Source organism: Acetobacteraceae bacterium (assembly GCA_039613835.1).
Lineage (GTDB): Bacteria > Pseudomonadota > Alphaproteobacteria > Acetobacterales > Acetobacteraceae > Sorlinia.
Genome location: CP154827.1, coordinates 1,912,317 through 1,928,567, shown reverse-complemented (window position 1 = coordinate 1,928,567; position 16,251 = coordinate 1,912,317). Strand labels below are relative to the sequence as shown.

Genomic DNA, 16,251 nt, shown 5'->3' with positions numbered 1-16,251 from the left:
GCCTTTTAAGCTCAATCCGGCTTCAGAACCTCATCGGGGAGGAGTCCCCAGATATTTTTCCGTTCTAACCAGCCTTTATAACCCTTTACATTAACCTGACACCAATCGGAAGCGGCTGCGCAAACACGCAGGCGCCCGACAACGCCCGGCCGCAGAACCGCCACAACGCGGGACTGTGTATCGGGGTTATGATACAGCCTGGCCACATGCTGGGCATGGGCCTGCATTTCATCCTCTGTCAGATAACCGACAATCTGCGGGTCAGCATGTGTGGGGGATGATTTTTCATCGACATGCGCGCCCGTTTCCAGAGGCGCATTGATGGATGGAATGACGAAATGTCGCTGGCCATATAATGTGGCCTGATGCACCCAGGCTTTGACGCCGTCACTATCTTCGACAAGGCGCCACACATCGAATTCCCGCTCAATTTTTACGGGAAGGCCACGCCGACGATAAATCCACTCAATCGGATAACGTTGGCCCGGTCCACGCCGGAAGAACACTTTATCTGATCGCAGCGCCGCAAGGCGCGGCAGTGGCAGTCCGGTTTGGGAGCCCTTATTTGCCGGCATCCTCTCCGCCTGCGCTTCCGCAGCAAGGGCCGCCAGAGCAGCCTTTCCCATGGCAGCGTTGGGTGTGGCTGGCGCGGCGGGGAGCGCTGTTTGCTTTGTTTTCGGTCGGAGATTTGACTTCGATACGTGCGCGGCAACGTGTTTGGCCGCGCGGCGCGGTGCTTTCCGGCGCGCATGTGGCTTTTGCGCGGCGTGGGCGCTGTGCGCCACATGATTGTGGCGCGCCGCTTTCTTGCGGGACGGGGACGCGTCTGACGCAGCAGGCGCGATGAGGATGCCCATCGCGAGCAGCATCAGGAAATTTGGAAAACATCTCCGCGCAAGACTCGGCCCGCATTTTGCGAGAGAAAATTCTGCCGTCAGACAGGCGCGATGCGGATTGCCGATGCTCATCCCATCAATATGCCATCGCGCGCGCCAGAGCACCAGAATTTACGCTGAGACGACCTGAAACCGAACGGCACGGCCTTCTTGTCAATTGTGAGAGGCGCCGCGTCGACGCAGCCTGTCTTCAGAAAGGCGGTCAGCTGGCCGGGGGGAGATCTTCCTCCAGCACCGTAATGTGGATCGCGTAGGAAACTTCGCCCTCATCCTCATCCCGATGGATTGTTCCGATCACTTCCCCATTTGCGGCGAGCTCGACAGATAGGCCGGGCCGTGGCGGCGCATTGACGATGAGGCCCGGCGACCCCAGAAGACGCCGCAACGTCTCCTGCAGACGTTGAATTTCGGATGACGTGATAATAGCCATGTCAAATTTCTTCCTGCATGCGTGAAGACGCCTGTTTAAAGCATCTCCCGCCCATCCGAAACCCTCCCTCGCGAGGATGCCTCCTTTTTGCCCCATTTACGCCTTGAGCTTGCCATGCCCTTGCTGCGATAAGGGGGGCATGATCAAGCTCATCGCGGCCATTAATTCATTGCTTCTGCCGAGCCCGCCGCATTATGCACATTCAGATGTGCTGGCGACGCCCCGCGTCATCGCTGATGCCATGGCCAATCGGGGCGCCACTATTGCGGCGACCGTTTTGACCCAGCAAAATCGCTGGCACGTCGTCGCGCAGGCGATTGCCAAGGCTGACCCGGTTTTGCCACGGTCCGATCTGCGCGCTCTGATGGATCATGCGCCTGAGACGGCTTTTCCGATTTTGCGTCGCGCCATCCGCCTCCGGATTGTTAATGATACATTCGGTGGTCTGGCGCTGATTTCAATCGCTCGGTACAGCCCGCTCAACGGCGCTCAGGTCTGCCGAGAGGGCAATACGGCATGGAAGCAGAGCGCGATGGAGAAAATCCGGAGCTTCCACGACATTAAATACACGTTCCAACGACTGGATTGCCTTCAGGCGTCCGAGGATGAACCTGTCGGATAAAGTCTGGAATGCTGACAATTCCCCGGTATCCTCTCGTAAAAGCGCATGACCCGCATGGCCGGGTCATCGCGATTTGCCATGAAAGACGCAACTTCCCGGCCTTCAGGCTTTTAAAAGCCTGACAATGGCTGAGAGGACCCAGATGCGACATGCGACATATTTCATGGCCGCTTCGATCCTCACGGTTCTCAACGGATGCGGCTTTTTTGACTCGCGCAATGCACGATTGGCAGAGTCTCAACTGGTCGGGCTGTCATCGCAGCAATTGCAAGCCTGTGCCGGCGTTCTCGCCAAGAAGGAAAAAGTTGGCGACCATATCGAGCTCTACCAATATACGAGGTCAAAAGCCGTAGAGACTGCTTCCGGCATGACACTCATCCCGGTCGGCGATATCGCCAATCTGATCCAAAACCTCCTGAGCGGGGGCGGGACGAATTGCACGGCGGTCATGCGTCTGGATTATGACCGCGTTTCAGAGGTGCATTATACGGGCGACACGGATGAGGTGGTCGGCTCAGACGGGATTTGCGCCGTCATTGTGCGTGGCTGCGTCCGTCATCCACCCGCAATTTATTCGGCGCAGGAAGTGCCTGTTGTGAAACCGGACCCAACCTCCCCCGTCACGGACACCTCCCAAAAACCCGCGAAGTGACAAACGGGATTTCAGGCGCCCAATCCGCAATGTCAGGTCAGGCGGCGCTCCATCCGCACATGCGCGACGCCCGATTTTTTGAAAATCTCGGTGATCGCGGTAAAGCCGTGTTTCTCGTAAAATGGCGCGGCTGTAAGGCGGGCATCCAGCACGACGCTAGCCACATGCTCCGTCTGCAGAAGGCGCATGACGTGCTCAAGCAGATAGCCGCCATAACCTTTGCGCTGACACGCAGCCGCCGTTGCGAATTTGCGCAGTCGCACGCAGTGATTACCGATATCGAATACTGAGAAGCAGCAAACGACCTCTTCATTGATTTTCATGCCGTAATGGCGCGCCTGTGCATCGCCCTCAACTCGACACCCATCCAATGTCAGGGATGGCCAAAGCACAGCCTGCCGCAATGGCAGCGTTTCATCGACGGTCAGCGTGATGACCGGCAGGATTTCATTTGCGGCGGTCATGACCGGATTCTCCTTTGCCCTTTTCGATCGCATAGCGCATGTCAGTAATGGCCTGCCCCAACCCGATGAAAATGGCCTCACCCATAATGAAATGACCGATATTCAGCTCTTTCAAGCCCGGTAAACGCGCGATGGCGCCAACATTCGTGGTTGTCAGCCCGTGTCCCGCATGGAGCTCGATCCCCAGCGACCCTGCCAGATCGGCCCCATCCCGAAGGCGCGTCAAAGCGTCCTCAGACGGGTCTCCCGCGTAGGACCCTGTATGTAACTCGATAACCGGCGCGTTCAGCGCCGCGGCAGCATGGATCTGCGCCGCATCGGGATCGATGAAAAGCGAGACACGGATACCCGCCTCCTGAAGCCGCCGGATTTTGGGGGCCAGCGTATCCTTCTGCCCGGCGACATCCAGCCCGCCTTCCGTCGTCACTTCCTGCCGCCGTTCCGGCACCAGGCAACAGGCGTGAGGGCGCAATGCGCTGGCAATGGAGACCATCTCATCCGTCGCCGCCATTTCGAAGTTGAGGGGGATGGTGAGCGCGGCTTTCAGACGCCGCATATCCTCATCCCGAATGTGACGCCGATCCTCCCGCAAATGAGCGGTGATCCCGTCCGCGCCATACTTTGCCGCTTCCAGCGCCGCGCGAACGGGGTCCGGGTAGGTCCCGCCCCGCGCATTCCGCAATGTCGCGACGTGATCGATGTTAATGCCGAGACGAATCATTCTAAATCCCTGTCACGCGCGACGCCGGTGCGCTGCCAGTTTATGCGCCAGCTGGACGGCCTCGAACATGCTTGACCCATCTGCCATGCCGCGCCCGGCAATGTCAAAAGCTGTACCATGGTCAGGCGATGTGCGCACAATCGGCAGCCCGAGCGTGACATTGACGCCATGCGCCATATCCAGCGTTTTAAGTGGGATCAACGCCTGATCATGATACATGCAGAGGGCGACATCATACGTCCCCCGCATTTGCGTTGTGAACATCGTATCTGGCGGCAAGGGATCGGAAATCTCCGCGTCGAAGCGGCGCAGGGCCGTGATCGCCGGCGCAATGATGCGGGCTTCCTCATCGCCCATATACCCGGCTTCACCCGCATGGGGGTTGAGCCCCGCAACTGCGATGCGCGGCGTCTTAATATTGAAGTCTCTCTGTAAAGAGGTGATTAAGGTGGTGCCGATTTTTTCGATAAGCGGCGTGTCCAACTGCGCGATAGCGTCACGCAGACTGACATGGATCGTCACCGGCACCACGCGAAGATGCGGCGAGACAAGCATCATCACCTCCGCGCCGGGCACATCGCATAAATGCGCGAGATATTCCGTATGCCCGGGGAAATCGAAGCCCGCATCTTTCAGGACATGCTTGCTGATCGGGCTGGTGACGATGGCGGCGACCTTCCCCTCTCGCGCCAGGCGGGTCGCGCGCTCTATCGACGCGATAATCGAAGGGGCATGACGTGGATCGGGGCGCCCCGCCTCCGCGCGTTCCTGTAGCGTGACCGGCATGACGGGCAGGCGCGTGGCAAAACATGAAAGCGCCGCGTCCGGTGACGCGACGATTTCATGCGGCACATGATCTGGCAGAAGGCGTGGGTCGCCCAGCCAGACGAAGCCAGGCCCGCTTTGACGCAGGGATTGCCAAAGTGGCGCGATCAGTTCCGGCCCGATTCCGGCAGGGTCGCCCATCGTGATGGCAATCGAAGGAAGAGGCGGGCGGGCCGTCATACGGGCTTCAGGCGGCAAAGGATGCAAGGATGCGCACCCAGGACCGCATGCCGCGATGGAACTGCTCAAGCCCATATTGCTCGTTCGGGGAATGGATGCGGTCATCATCCTGAGCAAATCCGACGAGAAGCGCATCCATATCCAGTGCCTCCTTGACCTCTCCCCCGCAACGGGGATCGACCCGCCACAACCGATCATCAAAGCGGGCTTACCCCATTCATCCTGAAGGGCCGCGCGGGTTTTTTCAAGGAATTGACCGGCCTGCGCCAATCGAGAGCCCGATGACGCCCCATGCGACGTGAATTGCACCTTCGCATCCGTTGGCAGCAAGGATTCCACATAAGCGCGGAAGGTCTCCCGGATTTTCTGCGGGTCCTGACCCGGCACGAGGCGGAAGGAGATTTTAGCGGTCGCTTTCGCCGGGATAACGGTTTTGAACCCCTCGCCCGTATAACCGCTGATGATGCCATTAACCTCAAAACTCGGCCGCGCCCAGATCTGCTCAATTGCCGAAAAATCGCGTTCACCCGCCGCATCCGTCAGACCCAGCGGTTGAAGGATCGCCTTATCATCGGGGAAAACGGTCTTCCATTGCACACGGATTTCCGGAGAGGGCGTTGCGACGCCGTCATAAAAACCGGCAAGGACAACGCGCCCGGCCTCATCGCGTAAGGAACCGATAATACGCCCTAATATCTCTGCCGGGTTACGCGCGACGTTTCCGAACATGCCGGAATGCAGGTCATGCTGCGCACAGCTTACCGTCACTTCCTCAGCCAGCAGGCCACGAAGGCTGGTCGTGATGGCGGGGGTTGTTCGATCCGGCATATCCGTATCGCAGATGAGGGCGATATCAGCGCGCAACTCATCGCGATGCGCCTTCATGAAAGGTAGAAGATTTTCGCCCCCACTTTCCTCTTCCCCCTCAATCAGAAATGATACAGAAGCAGGGAGCTTGTCTGTGAGTTTCTTCCAGGCGCGGCAGGCCTCTATAAATGTCATTACCTGGCCCTTATCGTCCGAGGCCCCGCGCCACGATGACCTTGCGCCCATCCTAATTTTCAATCACCGGTTCAAACGGTGGATGACGCCATAAACCTTAGGGTCGGTCGGTTGCACGTCGTAATGACCGTAAAAAAGCACATGGGCGGCGTTTTCAGGCTGGTCTGCCGATATATGGGCGACAACCATGGGATGACCCGGCGTGTCTTCCGTCCTTGCTTCAAACCCGATTGATGTCAGGTCAGAGACGAGGTGATCTGCGGCCCGACGGCAATTCGCCTTATGCTCCGGCCGAGTTGAGATTCTCGGAATTCTGAGGAATGTCTCAAGCCGAGCGAGACTCGCCTCCAGCGTGCGATCAATTTCCGCAAGAACTTGCTCCAACATCTGCGACATATTATCATTCCTTTTCATGCGATTTGGACGACATGAGGATCGCTTTTAAATTTGCGAGATTATCCTCCCTCTTCGGCGCGTCGCGGCGCGCATATTCAGAGTAGATGTCCCAGGCTTCCTCATTTTCATAGAGTGTGGCGATGGCCTCAACGAAGAGTTCCGGCGCGTTGGACACATAGACGACGCCATTCTCCACCCCTTCACCTGAAGCGATGACGGGGAGGCCGTGACTTAAGGCGCATTCCGCCTCAACAGTGAGGGAAAGTGAGGCATCTGACGGGTCAATCATCAAGCGCGCCCTGTCGCAAAGTGCTTCGAGCGGACCCCCCTCAAGGGGCGCGCCGAGATGGATGTAATGTCGCAGGCTGGTCAGCAGGGGGATATTTTCAGGCACCGCGCTGACATGTAGCTGCACCGGGTGGCCCAGTTTCTTCTCCAGTCACGGCATAATCTCCCGTAATGTCCAATGTAGGGCGCGATATCCGACATCGCCCCGCTCAAGCACCGGCAGGGCGAAGAGAAGATCGACACGCTCCCGGAAGGATTTCGCGTTCCCCCTCTGCTCACCGATCGGCAGGCTGCAACATTTTTCGATACCTGATTTCTGCAGGGCTGCGACTTCATGCTCACTGGCGACAACGATAGATTGAAAGAGCCAGAGAAGGCGGGTGAGTTCTTCTTCCTTCAGAACCGCCTCCTCAGACGGGGTTTCCCACCCGTCCCGTGCACCCATAATCGGTGTCCGGCGTGTGCCTGTCTCAAAGGCCGGCTGGCGCGCATCGCAAACGTAACCTGTCAGCGGAAAACCATCCTGCGCGGCCGTCAACGCACCCCATATCTGAGGGACGAGCCGCGCCCGTCAAACCAGACATAATCAAAGCAACGCGCGCGCCTTCAGGAAGGATTGCAATGTCACATCCGCGGATGCCTGCGCCAATTCAACTTCGGGGTCGAAGAAACGACGAAGCTTCGCATCCTGCGCCTCTCGCGGCGTGACTGAGAAAATCGTGACCTTCAGCCCGAGGGCAACCATATCCCTGACGGTGGAGGCCAGACGCAAGGAAGCCGCATAAGGCTTATATCCCGGCAGATCATCGGTGATCATCATCACCCGACGCACCAACAACTTGACGGAGGCACCAAGTGCGGCAGAGTGGGCGGCTTTCACCGGTCGATAGGCGCAGAAATCACCATATTGTTTGATAAATTTCGCGCGATCACCATCGCCTTCCACCTCGAAGCCTTCATCCCGGGACAGATTGTGAATGACCAGGCTGGGGTCATAAATAATTCTGCACGCAACGTTCCTCTCCCTCGGGCGGGCGTCCAGCGTCGGGAAGCGGTAACCGGCCGTGGCAAAATCATCCTCATGCGCTGCCCGGACGAAACTCTCCTTGTGGCAGAGATAGGCATCTCCACCGACAGAGTCGCAGGGACGTCGGTTTTGCAGGGCCGGGCATGTACTTTCCGCCCCCTCCCCGAAGTTATAGAGACTGCCATCGCGCCATAGATGCTGGCCGGCCTCCTGAACCCTGCCATTGCGATCGAGGATCAGCGGTGCGATGACGGCAAGTCCGCCTCGGCATCAAGCTGATCAATAATTGAGAGCGCACTCGCCTCCGTGACGACGAGACCCGTCTTGAGGAAGAGTATTTTATCGGTGCGGATATAGGAGAGGAACGCATTATCACGCATGGTGCAGATGGATTGGGGTTGCAGAACCGCCCCTTCCATTGGCAGACGCCCTTCCTTCAGGTCGAAGCGGATAAAATGCTCATATCCATTACGCAATTTACCCAGCGCGACCTCAGTCGCCACATCCTGATAAATTTCACGATACCAGCCATCGTCAAAATAAGGATTGGGATTGAAGGCCGTCGGTGAGTCATTTGAGAGATAATGTTGCAAGGCGTAGAAATACGCCCCTTCCGTGATCATCTCCTGCACGGCGGGGTAATGTTCAAGATACCAGTCAGGATCAAAATACCATGAGCATCGAAGCGATGCGACGGTCGTATCCTCCTGAAACCGGGTAAACTCACCCTGAGGACTGAAATAACCCTGACGCGCCTGGAAAAGTGAGATGCGCAGCACGTCAGGGTCAAAAAACGGCGTGCTGATGCGCTGCTCTTTCTGGCCGAAGCGCAGATAATGATCATAGCCATTGCGCAGCCCCTCATCTTTAAGACGACGCATGGTCAGATCGGGATTATGGATAAAATACCCCGTTTCATCGAACATCCAGTGAGGCGCGCAGAAGCCGATCTTGTCATAATGCTGGAAACCGGACACAAAGATACCCCGATGAATGCCGTCGCCGACGGAGCGATTATTGCGACGGTAAAAGACTTCATCAAAATAACGATTGGGCGAATGTCCGTAGGCTGAGCCGAAATCGCGCCAGAAAGCCTCCAGATTTTCATCAGTGACATCACGGGCGATATTGATAATTTCCTCCTGGTATCGCTGGCGATACCAGGAGAGGTCAAACTCTGCCCATAGCGGCTTATGTTCCTACGCCTGATCCAACCGCATTCCTTTCCTGCAGATCGCCACGCGGGCTTTCGGACCGACATCCTGACGTCAAACCCAGACGAACATTATTTTGCTGCAATTGATATCGCGAAAGGCTTTGGCCAAACAACCCATCCCGCCCCATTTATGCAGATTTTTAACGCTTGGTGACTTTCGGAAATATGCTGAATTCAATCAAAGCTTTAAGCCCGGAATACTGACGTGCCGCCTGAAGCAGACGCTATGTTACGGGGTGAAAAGATCCTTTCAGCCTGGCATCCGGACCATCACCTGACACGAAGACTTGATGACCGAAGCGGCTCAGGCTAGTTTGCAACCGTGTGGGCTGGAGAGATGTTTCTCATCTGGTTACCTGCGGAGTGAGACGATGTTGCGCCTGCTTTTTATTATCATCTTTCTAGTCATACTGATTATTTTTGCCCTCAGCAATCTTGATACTGCCACGCTAAAAATGATCAATTTCGACATTAAACTACCGGTCAATATTCTTGTGCTTGTCGTCGGCATAGCCAGCGCGCTTTTTGGTGCCGCCATGTCATCCGTCGACGGTTTCCGTCAGCGTCAACGCGCCCGCAAGGCTGAGCAACAGGTCCAGACCCTCCAGACGCAGCTTGTCAGCCTGCATGAGCGCCTCGGCGCCGCGCCCGATGCCACAACCGGCACCGTCGGCGCCACTTGACGCCGCCACCACGATTTACCATCCGTGAGCCTTACCGATAAGCCCGCGCCGCGCACCCGCCTCATCGCCGCCTTAGACACAGCCGACATCACCCAGGCGAAGAACTGGGCGGCGCAGCTTGCGGGTGTCGTGGATGCGATTAAACTCGGGATGGAGTTTGTCTATGGCTGCGGATTTGATGCGGCCAAGGATTTATCCCGCACCCAGCCCGTTTTTCTGGACCTTAAACTGCACGACATCCCGAATACGGTAAGCCATGGGTTGAAAAGTCTGGCCCACATCAATGCCTGCCTCCTCACGATTCACGCTGCGGGTGGGCGTGAGATGATTGCGCGGGCCCGTAAGGCGATTGATGCGGCTTACCCCGCTGAAAGCCGCCCCGCCCTGCTGGCCGTCACGGTGTTGACGAGTATGGATGCGACCGGTTTGCGCGAGATTGGCGTTGACGCCACGCCGGCGGAACAGGTGATGCGCCTTGCGGACGTCGTCCTGCGTGCCGGGGCCGACGGGCTGGTGTGCTCTGCGCAGGAGATCACGCCGATCCGTCAGGAATTCGGGGCGAAACCCACGCTGGTCGTCCCCGGCATCCGCCCGGCGGGAAGCCAGAGCCACGATCAGAAACGTGTCATGACGCCCGGCGAAGCTGCCCGAATGGGGGCGGATTGGATTGTCGTTGGTCGCCCCATCACCCAGGCCCCTGACCCCACCCAGGCCGCCCGCGCCATTCAGGATGAGATCCAGGCCGCAAAATGAGTGTCGGCGTCAAGATTTGCGGGCTGAGAGATCACGAAAACGTCGCCGCCGCGCTGGACAACGGGGCGGACTGGATCGGCTTTGTGTTTTACGCGCGATCCCCACGCTTTGTGACGCGGCAAGAGGTTGGCGCGCTGCTGACGCGCTTCGGGGACTCGGCGGTGCGCCGCGCGGTGGGGTTGTTCGTCAAACCTTCGGATGATGAGATCGCGGACGCATTGGCCGCCGCGCTCCTATCGATTTTGCAGATTTACGACTCGCCTGAGCGAGCGGCGGAAATCCGGCAGCGTTTCGGTCTGCCTGTGTGGGTCTCCATCGCCGTCACCACCCTTTCCGACCTGCCCGACGCGCCACTTTGTAACGGCCTTGTGATTGAACCTGCTGCACGGACGGAAGATGGTCGGCCCGGCGGGAATGGCCGCATTATGGATTGGGCACCGCTGAAACGCTGGAAAGCGCCGCAAAACTGGCTGCTTGCCGGGGGGCTGACGCCGGAAAACGTCGCTGAAGCCATTGCCACCTCCGGCGCGCCAGCCGTCGATGTTTCCTCCGGCGTTGAAACCCGACCCGGCGTGAAATCCGCTGAATTGATAGCCCGGTTCGTAAAAGCCGCAAGAACCCCTTGCGCTTGACGGGAAGCTTGCTATCTTCCGCCAGCGCTGGAGAGATGGCCGAGCGGCTTAAGGCGCACGCTTGGAAAGCGTGTGTGCGTTAATAGCGTACCGAGGGTTCGAATCCCTCTCTCTCCGCCAGAGGCGTTTCCTGGCACAAACCTAGGTGACCCAAAAAACTCAAAAAGCAGCCCCTTAAACAGAATAACTCTCCCAAAATTTCTCGCTTCTTTCCGTTCAAGCAAAAAAAATTTGGGGGCAAATTTGGGGGTCACGAAATGTCGTTAGAAGCGACCGACCAAATTGTCGTCAAGGAAGTCACAGAATTATCGAAACATCGGAGATGCTGGCGTATTCGTATCAAATCGACTCTTCACCGTCTCGCAGCATCGACAAGAAACAGAATATTGGATGCCGTTCTTCAATAGAGTTTGCAGCGATGCGAAGTAAGGCTCCAAATATTCGTGCAGAAGCCCTTTCGCGAAAATTGTTTCGATCAGCCTTTTTGTTGAATCCGTTGACTTTACCTCCAAACTGTTAGTCGCGCAAATTGACTTCATAGAGCTCTCAAAGGCTTTCGACGCCTCATTGATACATTCCTCGTATCTCTTATATCTGTAGTGCTCGTGAGCCTTTAAAAATTCATTGTTGGCGCCGTTGAAATTGCGTCCGCTCAACAGTTCGAGAACAGGTTTAACAACCTCAGAACGCACAAATTACGAATCAACGCGAATTATCCTGTTTGATTCAAATCTATAACCTATGCTTTGCTCGTTAAATCTACCGTTCAATTCTTCTATTGCGCTTGAAACAGTTACTGGTGACCACATCGGACTAGGGTAAGTTGACCTCGGCCTCACGAAGGGCATATTGCTGAAGACGAGTTCAACGAAACTAAGACACAAGTCTACGTCGGTCTCTTTCAAAAAAAGTTGAACAAGTCTTCTTGCAGGCTGTCAGCGCTAAGACCTATTGAGAAACGACCTAGCTCCCTGGATAAGATCGAATCGATTTCTCTGTAGAACTGGAAACTCGATTCACCATAAGGAGAATTGATATCGCCCACGACATCCAAAATGATTTTTATTACTTGTACCTTGAAACTATTTGAGAGTTGGTCGTACGAGTATACGTCCGATATTTCTCCCCGTTCACGCTTCTTACGTTTGAAATATAAATCGGTAATCGCCACTAACTTCCTCGATGATTGAGTTGAAAACGAAAATTAAAGCGTGCAAAGAATCCAAGTGTTCGTCTTCGTTGCACGTCCAATATCGATGATTAATAATCGATAGGTAAGAACCAGTTAAAGGATCCCTAAAAGGCGAACAACTTAGCCCCTCTAATCTCGACGCCGATGACACACGTTTATGAAGGCTGAAACGTTCGTCATTGCCCCTAATTAAACGATAAACGACTTAAGAGCTTTGACGAAAGCTAGTCGTCTTGCTGTCTAACAAGGATTTCATCGCGAAACTGCAATTTAAGCCCAATGTCCTCAAGTAACCATCACCGATGTCTCGAACATTATAAACCTCTCAAAAGAGAATCCACAATACTTTGATTTAAAAAATTTGTCTTTAAAATAGGCCTAAAAGACAGCGATGATCTACCTGTAAGATAAGCGTATAGTTGTTTCGATCAACTTCAGACGCGTCGAGTGCGCTAATCTCAGCCATGGACGTTACATTTGTCCCATCCTTCCCCCAACGCATCCACCAAATAATTTCGCCCCATCCGCACGTAAACCAACGGGTTGGCGCGTTGCGGGTCCTGTTCCGCTTCGATCACCACCCAGCCATCATAATCCGGCAATTCCGCGAAGATCCGGCGGTAATCGATCCCGCCATCGCCCGGCACGGTAAAGACGCCGGAGAGGACGGCGCGGAGGAAGCTCCATTCGCAAACATCCGCCTGCGCGCGTTTAAAGGGGCGGAGGTCTTTGGCGTGGATGTGTTTGATGCGTGTTCGGTAGGTGCGTGCCAGTTCGGCGGGGTCGGCACCGCCCTATAAAGCGTGGCCTGTATCGAGCAAGAGCTTCACGGAGGGGCCTGTCTCATCCATAAACCGCACGATATCCTGCCTTGACTGCACCACCGTCCCCATATGGTGATGATAGACAAGGTCAATCCCTTGCTGGGCAATATAGTCCCCCAGCCGCGTCATGCGCGTGGTCAGAAGCGCCCAGCCTGCATCATCCAGCACGGGGCGTTGTGAAAGCGGCGTGTCAAACGCCCCGTGCTGGATGGAATTCGATGTCTCACAGACGATGCAGACCTTGCGCCCCATTTCCTTCAGCAATTGAAGATGAGCAGAAATGGCCTCGATTTCCGCCGCCTCATCATGAACAAGCAGATTGGTTGACCATCAACCGGAGATGAACGCCATATTATGCGGTGAAAGGACCTTTTTCAGCTCAGGCGCGGAAGTCGGCAATTTATGCCCCATTTCCATGCCTTCAATCCCGGCAAACCGCGCTTCCCTCAGGCAGGTGTCAAGCGATGTCGTAACCCCGAGGAATCGGAGGTCATCATTTGACCAGATGATAGGGTTCGTGCCGATTTTGATCGCCATATTGCCCGTCCTTCTTTATCAGACCCAAAACGGCCGCGTTCAGTTTCCGATACGCTGCGCCCTGCGTGCACGTTCATAATTGGTGCGTGCTTTATTAACCTGCGGGCGCGTTGAAACCTCCGGCACGGCCACATCCCACCATGCGCCGCCCTCTTTCGTGTTCGGTTTCGGGTCAGTGTCGATCAGGATCGCCGTTGTGCGGTCCGCCTTGCGCGCGCAATTGCTTCGGACAAGGCCGGGAGCGACGCGACTTTTTCCGCGAGGGCCCCAAGCCCGCGCGCATGTTGCACAAAGTCAATCTGTGGGAACTGCGCCATATGCTATGAGTCCACCCAGAGATTATTGAAAGGCGCACTCCTCGTCGCCTGCTGAAGACGGTTAATGCAGCCATAACCATGATTATCCAACAGGACGATAATCATGGTTATGGCCTAACATGACGGACGTGGCGATCTCGGAATTCAGCATGAGGTAGAAGCCATCCCCCACCATCACAATAACGTCCCGTTTCGGCCGCGCCATTTTGACGCCAATCCCGCCGGCAAGCTCATAGCCCATGCAGGAGAACCCGTATTCCATGTGGTATCCACCCGGCTGCTCAGGCCGCCAGGTTTCTGCAATTCCGCTGGTAGCCTCCGGCCGCGCAGACGACCGTATCGGTCGGTTTCGCGACACGTTGCGCCGCACCGATGACCTGCGCATCAGTTGGCAGCGCCTCTCCTTCCGGGACGGCCTGGTAGGCATCGGCCGTTTCAAGCCATCGCTGACGCGCCGCTTGCGCGCGCTTCGTCCAGCCAGCATCCGCTTTCCAGCCTTTCAGCGCTGCCGCGATCTGTTCCGCGGCGATTTTTGCATCCGCAATGACCGGCAGGGCGTCATGTTTGACCGCGTCGAAAGGCTGCAAGTTCAACGCGATGATTTTCATGTCCGGGTTTTTGAACAACCCTCAGGACCCGGTGGTGAAATCCTGTAAGCGCGTCCCGACCGCAATGATGAGGTCGGCCTCCTGCGCCATTTCATTCGCGGCCGTGCCCCCACTAACGCCGATCCCGCCCATATTAAGCGCGTGCGCGGTGGGCAGGGAAGATTTCCCGGCCTGCGTTTCCCCGACGGGGACGCCATAGGCGTGACTCATCGCCGCCAGCGCCTGTTCCGCCTCGGCATAGAGCACACCGCCACCGGCGATAATGAGAGGTTTGCGCGTCTGACGGATCAGCTTCACGGCGTCAGTAAGCTCACGTGCGTCGGGCACCTGGCGGCGGATGCGCTCCCTGAAAAACGCGTTGGGATATTCAAAAGCCTCGGCCTGAACATCCTGACACAGGCTGAGCGTGACAGGCCCGCATTCAGCGGGGTCGGTCAGCACACGCATCGCTTGATGGAAGGCGGGGATTAGTTGTTCCGGCCGCGTCAGGCGATCAAAATAGCGGGAGACCGCGATGAAGGCATCATTGGCTGAAACCACTCCATTCCCGAAATCCTCAATCTGTTGTAGGACCGGGTCCGGGATGCGATTGGCGAAGACATCACCGGGAAGCAAAAGGAGCGACAGACGATTGACATGCGCCACCGCAGCACCGGTCACCATATTGAGCGCACCCGGACCAATGGAACTCGTGCAGGCCATTACTTGCTGGCGTCGACGTGCTTTGGCGAAAGCGGTCGCGGCATGCATCTTATCGTCAGCGTGTCGGGGCTTCCGGCGCCATCCCATTGATGGAAAACTTTTTCTAAACACTCAGCACGTCATAATATGCGGCTTAGACCCGCTTCGTTTTAACGTTCGGCATCAATCCATTTCTCCGGAGAATTTTCATGACGCGGCGTCTCGCCCTTCTCCGCACGCGTTTTCCCCGGCGCCTGCGACATTTCCCGGTCATTTTGCGACGCGCCTTTGTTAATAACCCTATCCGATTCAAATTTCGTTTTATAAAAGGCGGGGAGACGAAAAATTTCTTCAATGACACGGAGTATGCGGCGTGATCGCGATCATCGATACGGAACGGGAAGGTGAACGAACGCAATGTGAAGCCCTTGCACGCGCCCTGGCCATGCCATTCAAGGTGATTGCCCCTTGGACCACGCCCCCTTCCGCGCCCGACATCATCCTGTCATTTGGTAAAGCCTTGAAGCCGGGACTGGCCCTCCATAGACGTTTCGAAAAAAACCGCTTTTGATACAATTGGGACGGCCACGTTTGTTCCCGACATCCAGACTCGACCTCGTGATTATCATGCCGCAGGATGATTACCCCGAAGCCGACAACGTATTGCACCTCAAATTACCGCTGAATGGCGCGGCGCTTCAGCCGGAACACCGCTTAGGGGCCGAGACCCAGCCCGCGCAAAAGGGTAAAACGACTTTGATCCTGAGCGGGAAAACAACTCACCACGCGCTCGGACGGCGTGAATGTGATGAGATGCTGCGTCTGGCCAAAATCGCCGCCCATCGCGCCGGTGAGGCGCTTCAAGTCATTTTCAGTTGCCGGACACCGTCTGACATCGCCACTTACATGCAGGATCAATGTCGGCGGGATGGCATCACAATCGCACGACGCCGCGTGCGGGATGTTCTGGTTGAAAGTGCGCGCGTGATTGTTACGGCGGACAGCGCGTCCCTTCTGGCCGACCTCATACGTTCCGGTTTGCCCACCTGGCTTTACCCGTTGCCAATGCGGAAAACGCTCAACCACTTTCTCAAGACCACATCCTGCGCTCTCTTTCCCCGATGGCGCCGAAATTTAATTAAAAAGGGCCTTTTGGCTGGCGGCGCGGATTTTGCACGATGGCATCGGTTATTGATCCAAGCAGGCATTGTGCGCGTCCTGACTGAAGAGACCGCTAAGAACGCCTTGTGGAAAAATACCCGCCCCTTCCGCGGATGACGATCTTGAAATCTGCGTAGAACGGAT

21 protein-coding genes, 1 tRNA gene and 2 pseudogenes are annotated in these 16,251 nt (G+C 56.3%); 8 read left to right on the top strand and 16 right to left on the bottom strand.

Annotation, left to right across the window (positions count from 1 at the left end; all coding sequences use genetic code 11):
* Window positions 1-11: 11 nt before the first annotated feature.
* Together AAYR33_10720 and AAYR33_10715 are read right to left on the bottom strand one after the other, a co-directional pair.
* The gene (locus tag AAYR33_10720) at window positions 12-968 is read right to left on the bottom strand and encodes an SH3 domain-containing protein (protein ID XAO71391.1); all 957 of its coding nucleotides are present in this window, start codon (window positions 966-968) and stop codon (window positions 12-14) included.
* Window positions 969-1,098: 130 nt separating this feature from the next.
* The gene (locus AAYR33_10715; GenBank protein ID XAO71390.1) at window positions 1,099-1,326 is read right to left on the bottom strand and encodes a DUF3126 family protein; all 228 of its coding nucleotides are present in this window, start codon (window positions 1,324-1,326) and stop codon (window positions 1,099-1,101) included.
* Window positions 1,327-1,465: 139 nt separating this feature from the next.
* Between AAYR33_10715 and AAYR33_10710 the strand changes: the two genes are divergently transcribed.
* A complete protein-coding gene (locus tag AAYR33_10710; GenBank protein XAO71389.1) occupies window positions 1,466-1,948 on the top strand; it encodes a hypothetical protein in 483 nt (160 codons plus the stop codon).
* Window positions 1,949-2,072: 124 nt separating this feature from the next.
* A complete protein-coding gene (locus AAYR33_10705; GenBank protein ID XAO71388.1) occupies window positions 2,073-2,600 on the top strand; it encodes a hypothetical protein in 528 nt (175 codons plus the stop codon).
* Between the two features lie 32 nt (window positions 2,601-2,632).
* On the opposite strand, the gene AAYR33_10700 is transcribed toward AAYR33_10705, so the two are convergent.
* The 9 genes and pseudogenes from AAYR33_10700 to AAYR33_10660 form a co-directional block, all read right to left on the bottom strand.
* Window positions 2,633-3,064: a GNAT family N-acetyltransferase gene (locus tag AAYR33_10700; GenBank protein ID XAO71387.1), complete on the bottom strand. Its 432-nt coding sequence runs from the start codon at window positions 3,062-3,064 to the stop codon at window positions 2,633-2,635.
* On the bottom strand, window positions 3,048-3,785 hold the full coding sequence (locus AAYR33_10695; protein ID XAO71386.1) for a pyridoxine 5'-phosphate synthase: 738 nt from the start codon (window positions 3,783-3,785) through the stop codon (window positions 3,048-3,050). The genes AAYR33_10700 and AAYR33_10695 overlap by 17 nt, the downstream gene beginning before the upstream one ends.
* Before the next feature lie 12 nt (window positions 3,786-3,797).
* Window positions 3,798-4,790 carry a 4-hydroxythreonine-4-phosphate dehydrogenase PdxA gene (pdxA, locus tag AAYR33_10690; GenBank protein XAO72468.1) on the bottom strand — a complete coding sequence of 331 codons (993 nt, stop codon included), beginning with the start codon at window positions 4,788-4,790 and terminating at the stop codon, window positions 3,798-3,800.
* Window positions 4,791-5,009: 219 nt separating this feature from the next.
* A pseudogene (locus tag AAYR33_10685) lies at window positions 5,010-5,792 on the bottom strand (peptidase dimerization domain-containing protein).
* A 63-nt stretch (window positions 5,793-5,855) separates the two neighbouring features.
* Window positions 5,856-6,188 (bottom strand): hypothetical protein, encoded by a 333-nt coding sequence (locus AAYR33_10680; protein ID XAO71385.1) that lies wholly within the window; start codon window positions 6,186-6,188, stop codon window positions 5,856-5,858.
* A gap of 4 nt (window positions 6,189-6,192) precedes the next feature.
* Window positions 6,193-6,603, bottom strand: a complete 411-nt coding sequence (locus tag AAYR33_10675; GenBank protein ID XAO71384.1) for a hypothetical protein — start codon at window positions 6,601-6,603, stop codon at window positions 6,193-6,195.
* Between the two features lie 24 nt (window positions 6,604-6,627).
* The gene (locus tag AAYR33_10670) at window positions 6,628-7,014 is read right to left on the bottom strand and encodes a hypothetical protein (protein ID XAO71383.1); all 387 of its coding nucleotides are present in this window, start codon (window positions 7,012-7,014) and stop codon (window positions 6,628-6,630) included.
* Between the two features lie 48 nt (window positions 7,015-7,062).
* Window positions 7,063-7,422: a hypothetical protein gene (locus AAYR33_10665; GenBank protein ID XAO71382.1), complete on the bottom strand. Its 360-nt coding sequence runs from the start codon at window positions 7,420-7,422 to the stop codon at window positions 7,063-7,065.
* 317 nt (window positions 7,423-7,739) lie between these two features.
* A complete protein-coding gene (locus tag AAYR33_10660) occupies window positions 7,740-8,480 on the bottom strand; it encodes a hypothetical protein (GenBank protein ID XAO71381.1) in 741 nt (246 codons plus the stop codon).
* A 529-nt stretch (window positions 8,481-9,009) separates the two neighbouring features.
* On the opposite strand from AAYR33_10660, the gene AAYR33_10655 reads away from it, so the two are divergent.
* The 4 genes from AAYR33_10655 to AAYR33_10640 all read left to right on the top strand — a co-directional run bounded on the left by AAYR33_10655 (window position 9,010) and on the right by AAYR33_10640 (window position 10,907).
* Window positions 9,010-9,402 carry a LapA family protein gene (locus AAYR33_10655; GenBank protein XAO71380.1) on the top strand — a complete coding sequence of 131 codons (393 nt, stop codon included), beginning with the start codon at window positions 9,010-9,012 and terminating at the stop codon, window positions 9,400-9,402.
* A 24-nt stretch (window positions 9,403-9,426) separates the two neighbouring features.
* A complete protein-coding gene (pyrF, locus tag AAYR33_10650; GenBank protein XAO71379.1) occupies window positions 9,427-10,155 on the top strand; it encodes an orotidine-5'-phosphate decarboxylase in 729 nt (242 codons plus the stop codon).
* Window positions 10,152-10,787, top strand: a complete 636-nt coding sequence (locus AAYR33_10645; GenBank protein XAO71378.1) for a phosphoribosylanthranilate isomerase — start codon at window positions 10,152-10,154, stop codon at window positions 10,785-10,787. The genes pyrF and AAYR33_10645 overlap by 4 nt, the downstream gene beginning before the upstream one ends.
* A gap of 29 nt (window positions 10,788-10,816) precedes the next feature.
* Window positions 10,817-10,907, top strand: a tRNA-Ser gene (locus AAYR33_10640).
* Between the two features lie 1,530 nt (window positions 10,908-12,437).
* Here AAYR33_10640 and AAYR33_10635 read toward each other — a convergent pair.
* From AAYR33_10635 to AAYR33_10615, 5 genes and pseudogenes are all read right to left on the bottom strand, one after another.
* A pseudogene (locus tag AAYR33_10635) lies at window positions 12,438-13,094 on the bottom strand (TIM barrel protein).
* 39 nt (window positions 13,095-13,133) lie between these two features.
* Window positions 13,134-13,340, bottom strand: coding sequence for a hypothetical protein (locus tag AAYR33_10630; protein ID XAO71377.1), 207 nt, complete (start codon window positions 13,338-13,340; stop codon window positions 13,134-13,136).
* 399 nt (window positions 13,341-13,739) lie between these two features.
* On the bottom strand, window positions 13,740-13,919 hold the full coding sequence (locus tag AAYR33_10625) for a thiamine pyrophosphate-dependent enzyme (protein XAO71376.1): 180 nt from the start codon (window positions 13,917-13,919) through the stop codon (window positions 13,740-13,742).
* Between the two features lie 19 nt (window positions 13,920-13,938).
* Window positions 13,939-14,283, bottom strand: a complete 345-nt coding sequence (locus AAYR33_10620) for a hypothetical protein (GenBank protein XAO71375.1) — start codon at window positions 14,281-14,283, stop codon at window positions 13,939-13,941.
* Between the two features lie 3 nt (window positions 14,284-14,286).
* Complete coding sequence (locus AAYR33_10615) at window positions 14,287-15,015, bottom strand: thiamine pyrophosphate-binding protein (protein XAO71374.1); 729 nt, start codon at window positions 15,013-15,015, stop codon at window positions 14,287-14,289.
* A gap of 304 nt (window positions 15,016-15,319) precedes the next feature.
* Between AAYR33_10615 and AAYR33_10610 the strand changes: the two genes are divergently transcribed.
* A complete protein-coding gene (locus AAYR33_10610; GenBank protein XAO71373.1) occupies window positions 15,320-15,517 on the top strand; it encodes a hypothetical protein in 198 nt (65 codons plus the stop codon).
* A 20-nt stretch (window positions 15,518-15,537) separates the two neighbouring features.
* Entirely contained in the window at window positions 15,538-16,224 is a 687-nt protein-coding gene (locus AAYR33_10605) for an ELM1/GtrOC1 family putative glycosyltransferase (GenBank protein XAO71372.1), read from the top strand.
* Window positions 16,225-16,251 lie beyond the last annotated feature (27 nt).

Excerpts from the sequence above, each read along its gene's own strand:
- AAYR33_10720 (XAO71391.1), bottom strand. The coding sequence starts at position 968 with ATGAGCATCGGCAATCCGCATCGCGCCTGTCTGACGGCAGAATTTTCT.
- AAYR33_10715 (XAO71390.1), bottom strand. The coding sequence starts at position 1,326 with ATGGCTATTATCACGTCATCCGAAATTCAACGTCTGCAGGAGACGTTG.
- AAYR33_10710 (XAO71389.1), top strand. The coding sequence starts at position 1,466 with ATGATCAAGCTCATCGCGGCCATTAATTCATTGCTTCTGCCGAGCCCG.
- AAYR33_10705 (XAO71388.1), top strand. The coding sequence starts at position 2,073 with ATGGCTGAGAGGACCCAGATGCGACATGCGACATATTTCATGGCCGCT.
- AAYR33_10700 (XAO71387.1), bottom strand. The coding sequence starts at position 3,064 with ATGACCGCCGCAAATGAAATCCTGCCGGTCATCACGCTGACCGTCGAT.
- AAYR33_10695 (XAO71386.1), bottom strand. The coding sequence starts at position 3,785 with ATGATTCGTCTCGGCATTAACATCGATCACGTCGCGACATTGCGGAAT.
- pdxA (XAO72468.1), bottom strand. The coding sequence starts at position 4,790 with ATGACGGCCCGCCCGCCTCTTCCTTCGATTGCCATCACGATGGGCGAC.
- AAYR33_10680 (XAO71385.1), bottom strand. The coding sequence starts at position 6,188 with ATGTCGCAGATGTTGGAGCAAGTTCTTGCGGAAATTGATCGCACGCTG.
- AAYR33_10655 (XAO71380.1), top strand. The coding sequence starts at position 9,010 with ATGACCGAAGCGGCTCAGGCTAGTTTGCAACCGTGTGGGCTGGAGAGA.
- AAYR33_10645 (XAO71378.1), top strand. The coding sequence starts at position 10,152 with ATGAGTGTCGGCGTCAAGATTTGCGGGCTGAGAGATCACGAAAACGTC.
- AAYR33_10630 (XAO71377.1), bottom strand. The coding sequence starts at position 13,340 with ATGGCGATCAAAATCGGCACGAACCCTATCATCTGGTCAAATGATGAC.
- AAYR33_10625 (XAO71376.1), bottom strand. The coding sequence starts at position 13,919 with ATGGAATACGGGTTCTCCTGCATGGGCTATGAGCTTGCCGGCGGGATT.
- AAYR33_10615 (XAO71374.1), bottom strand. The coding sequence starts at position 15,015 with ATGCATGCCGCGACCGCTTTCGCCAAAGCACGTCGACGCCAGCAAGTA.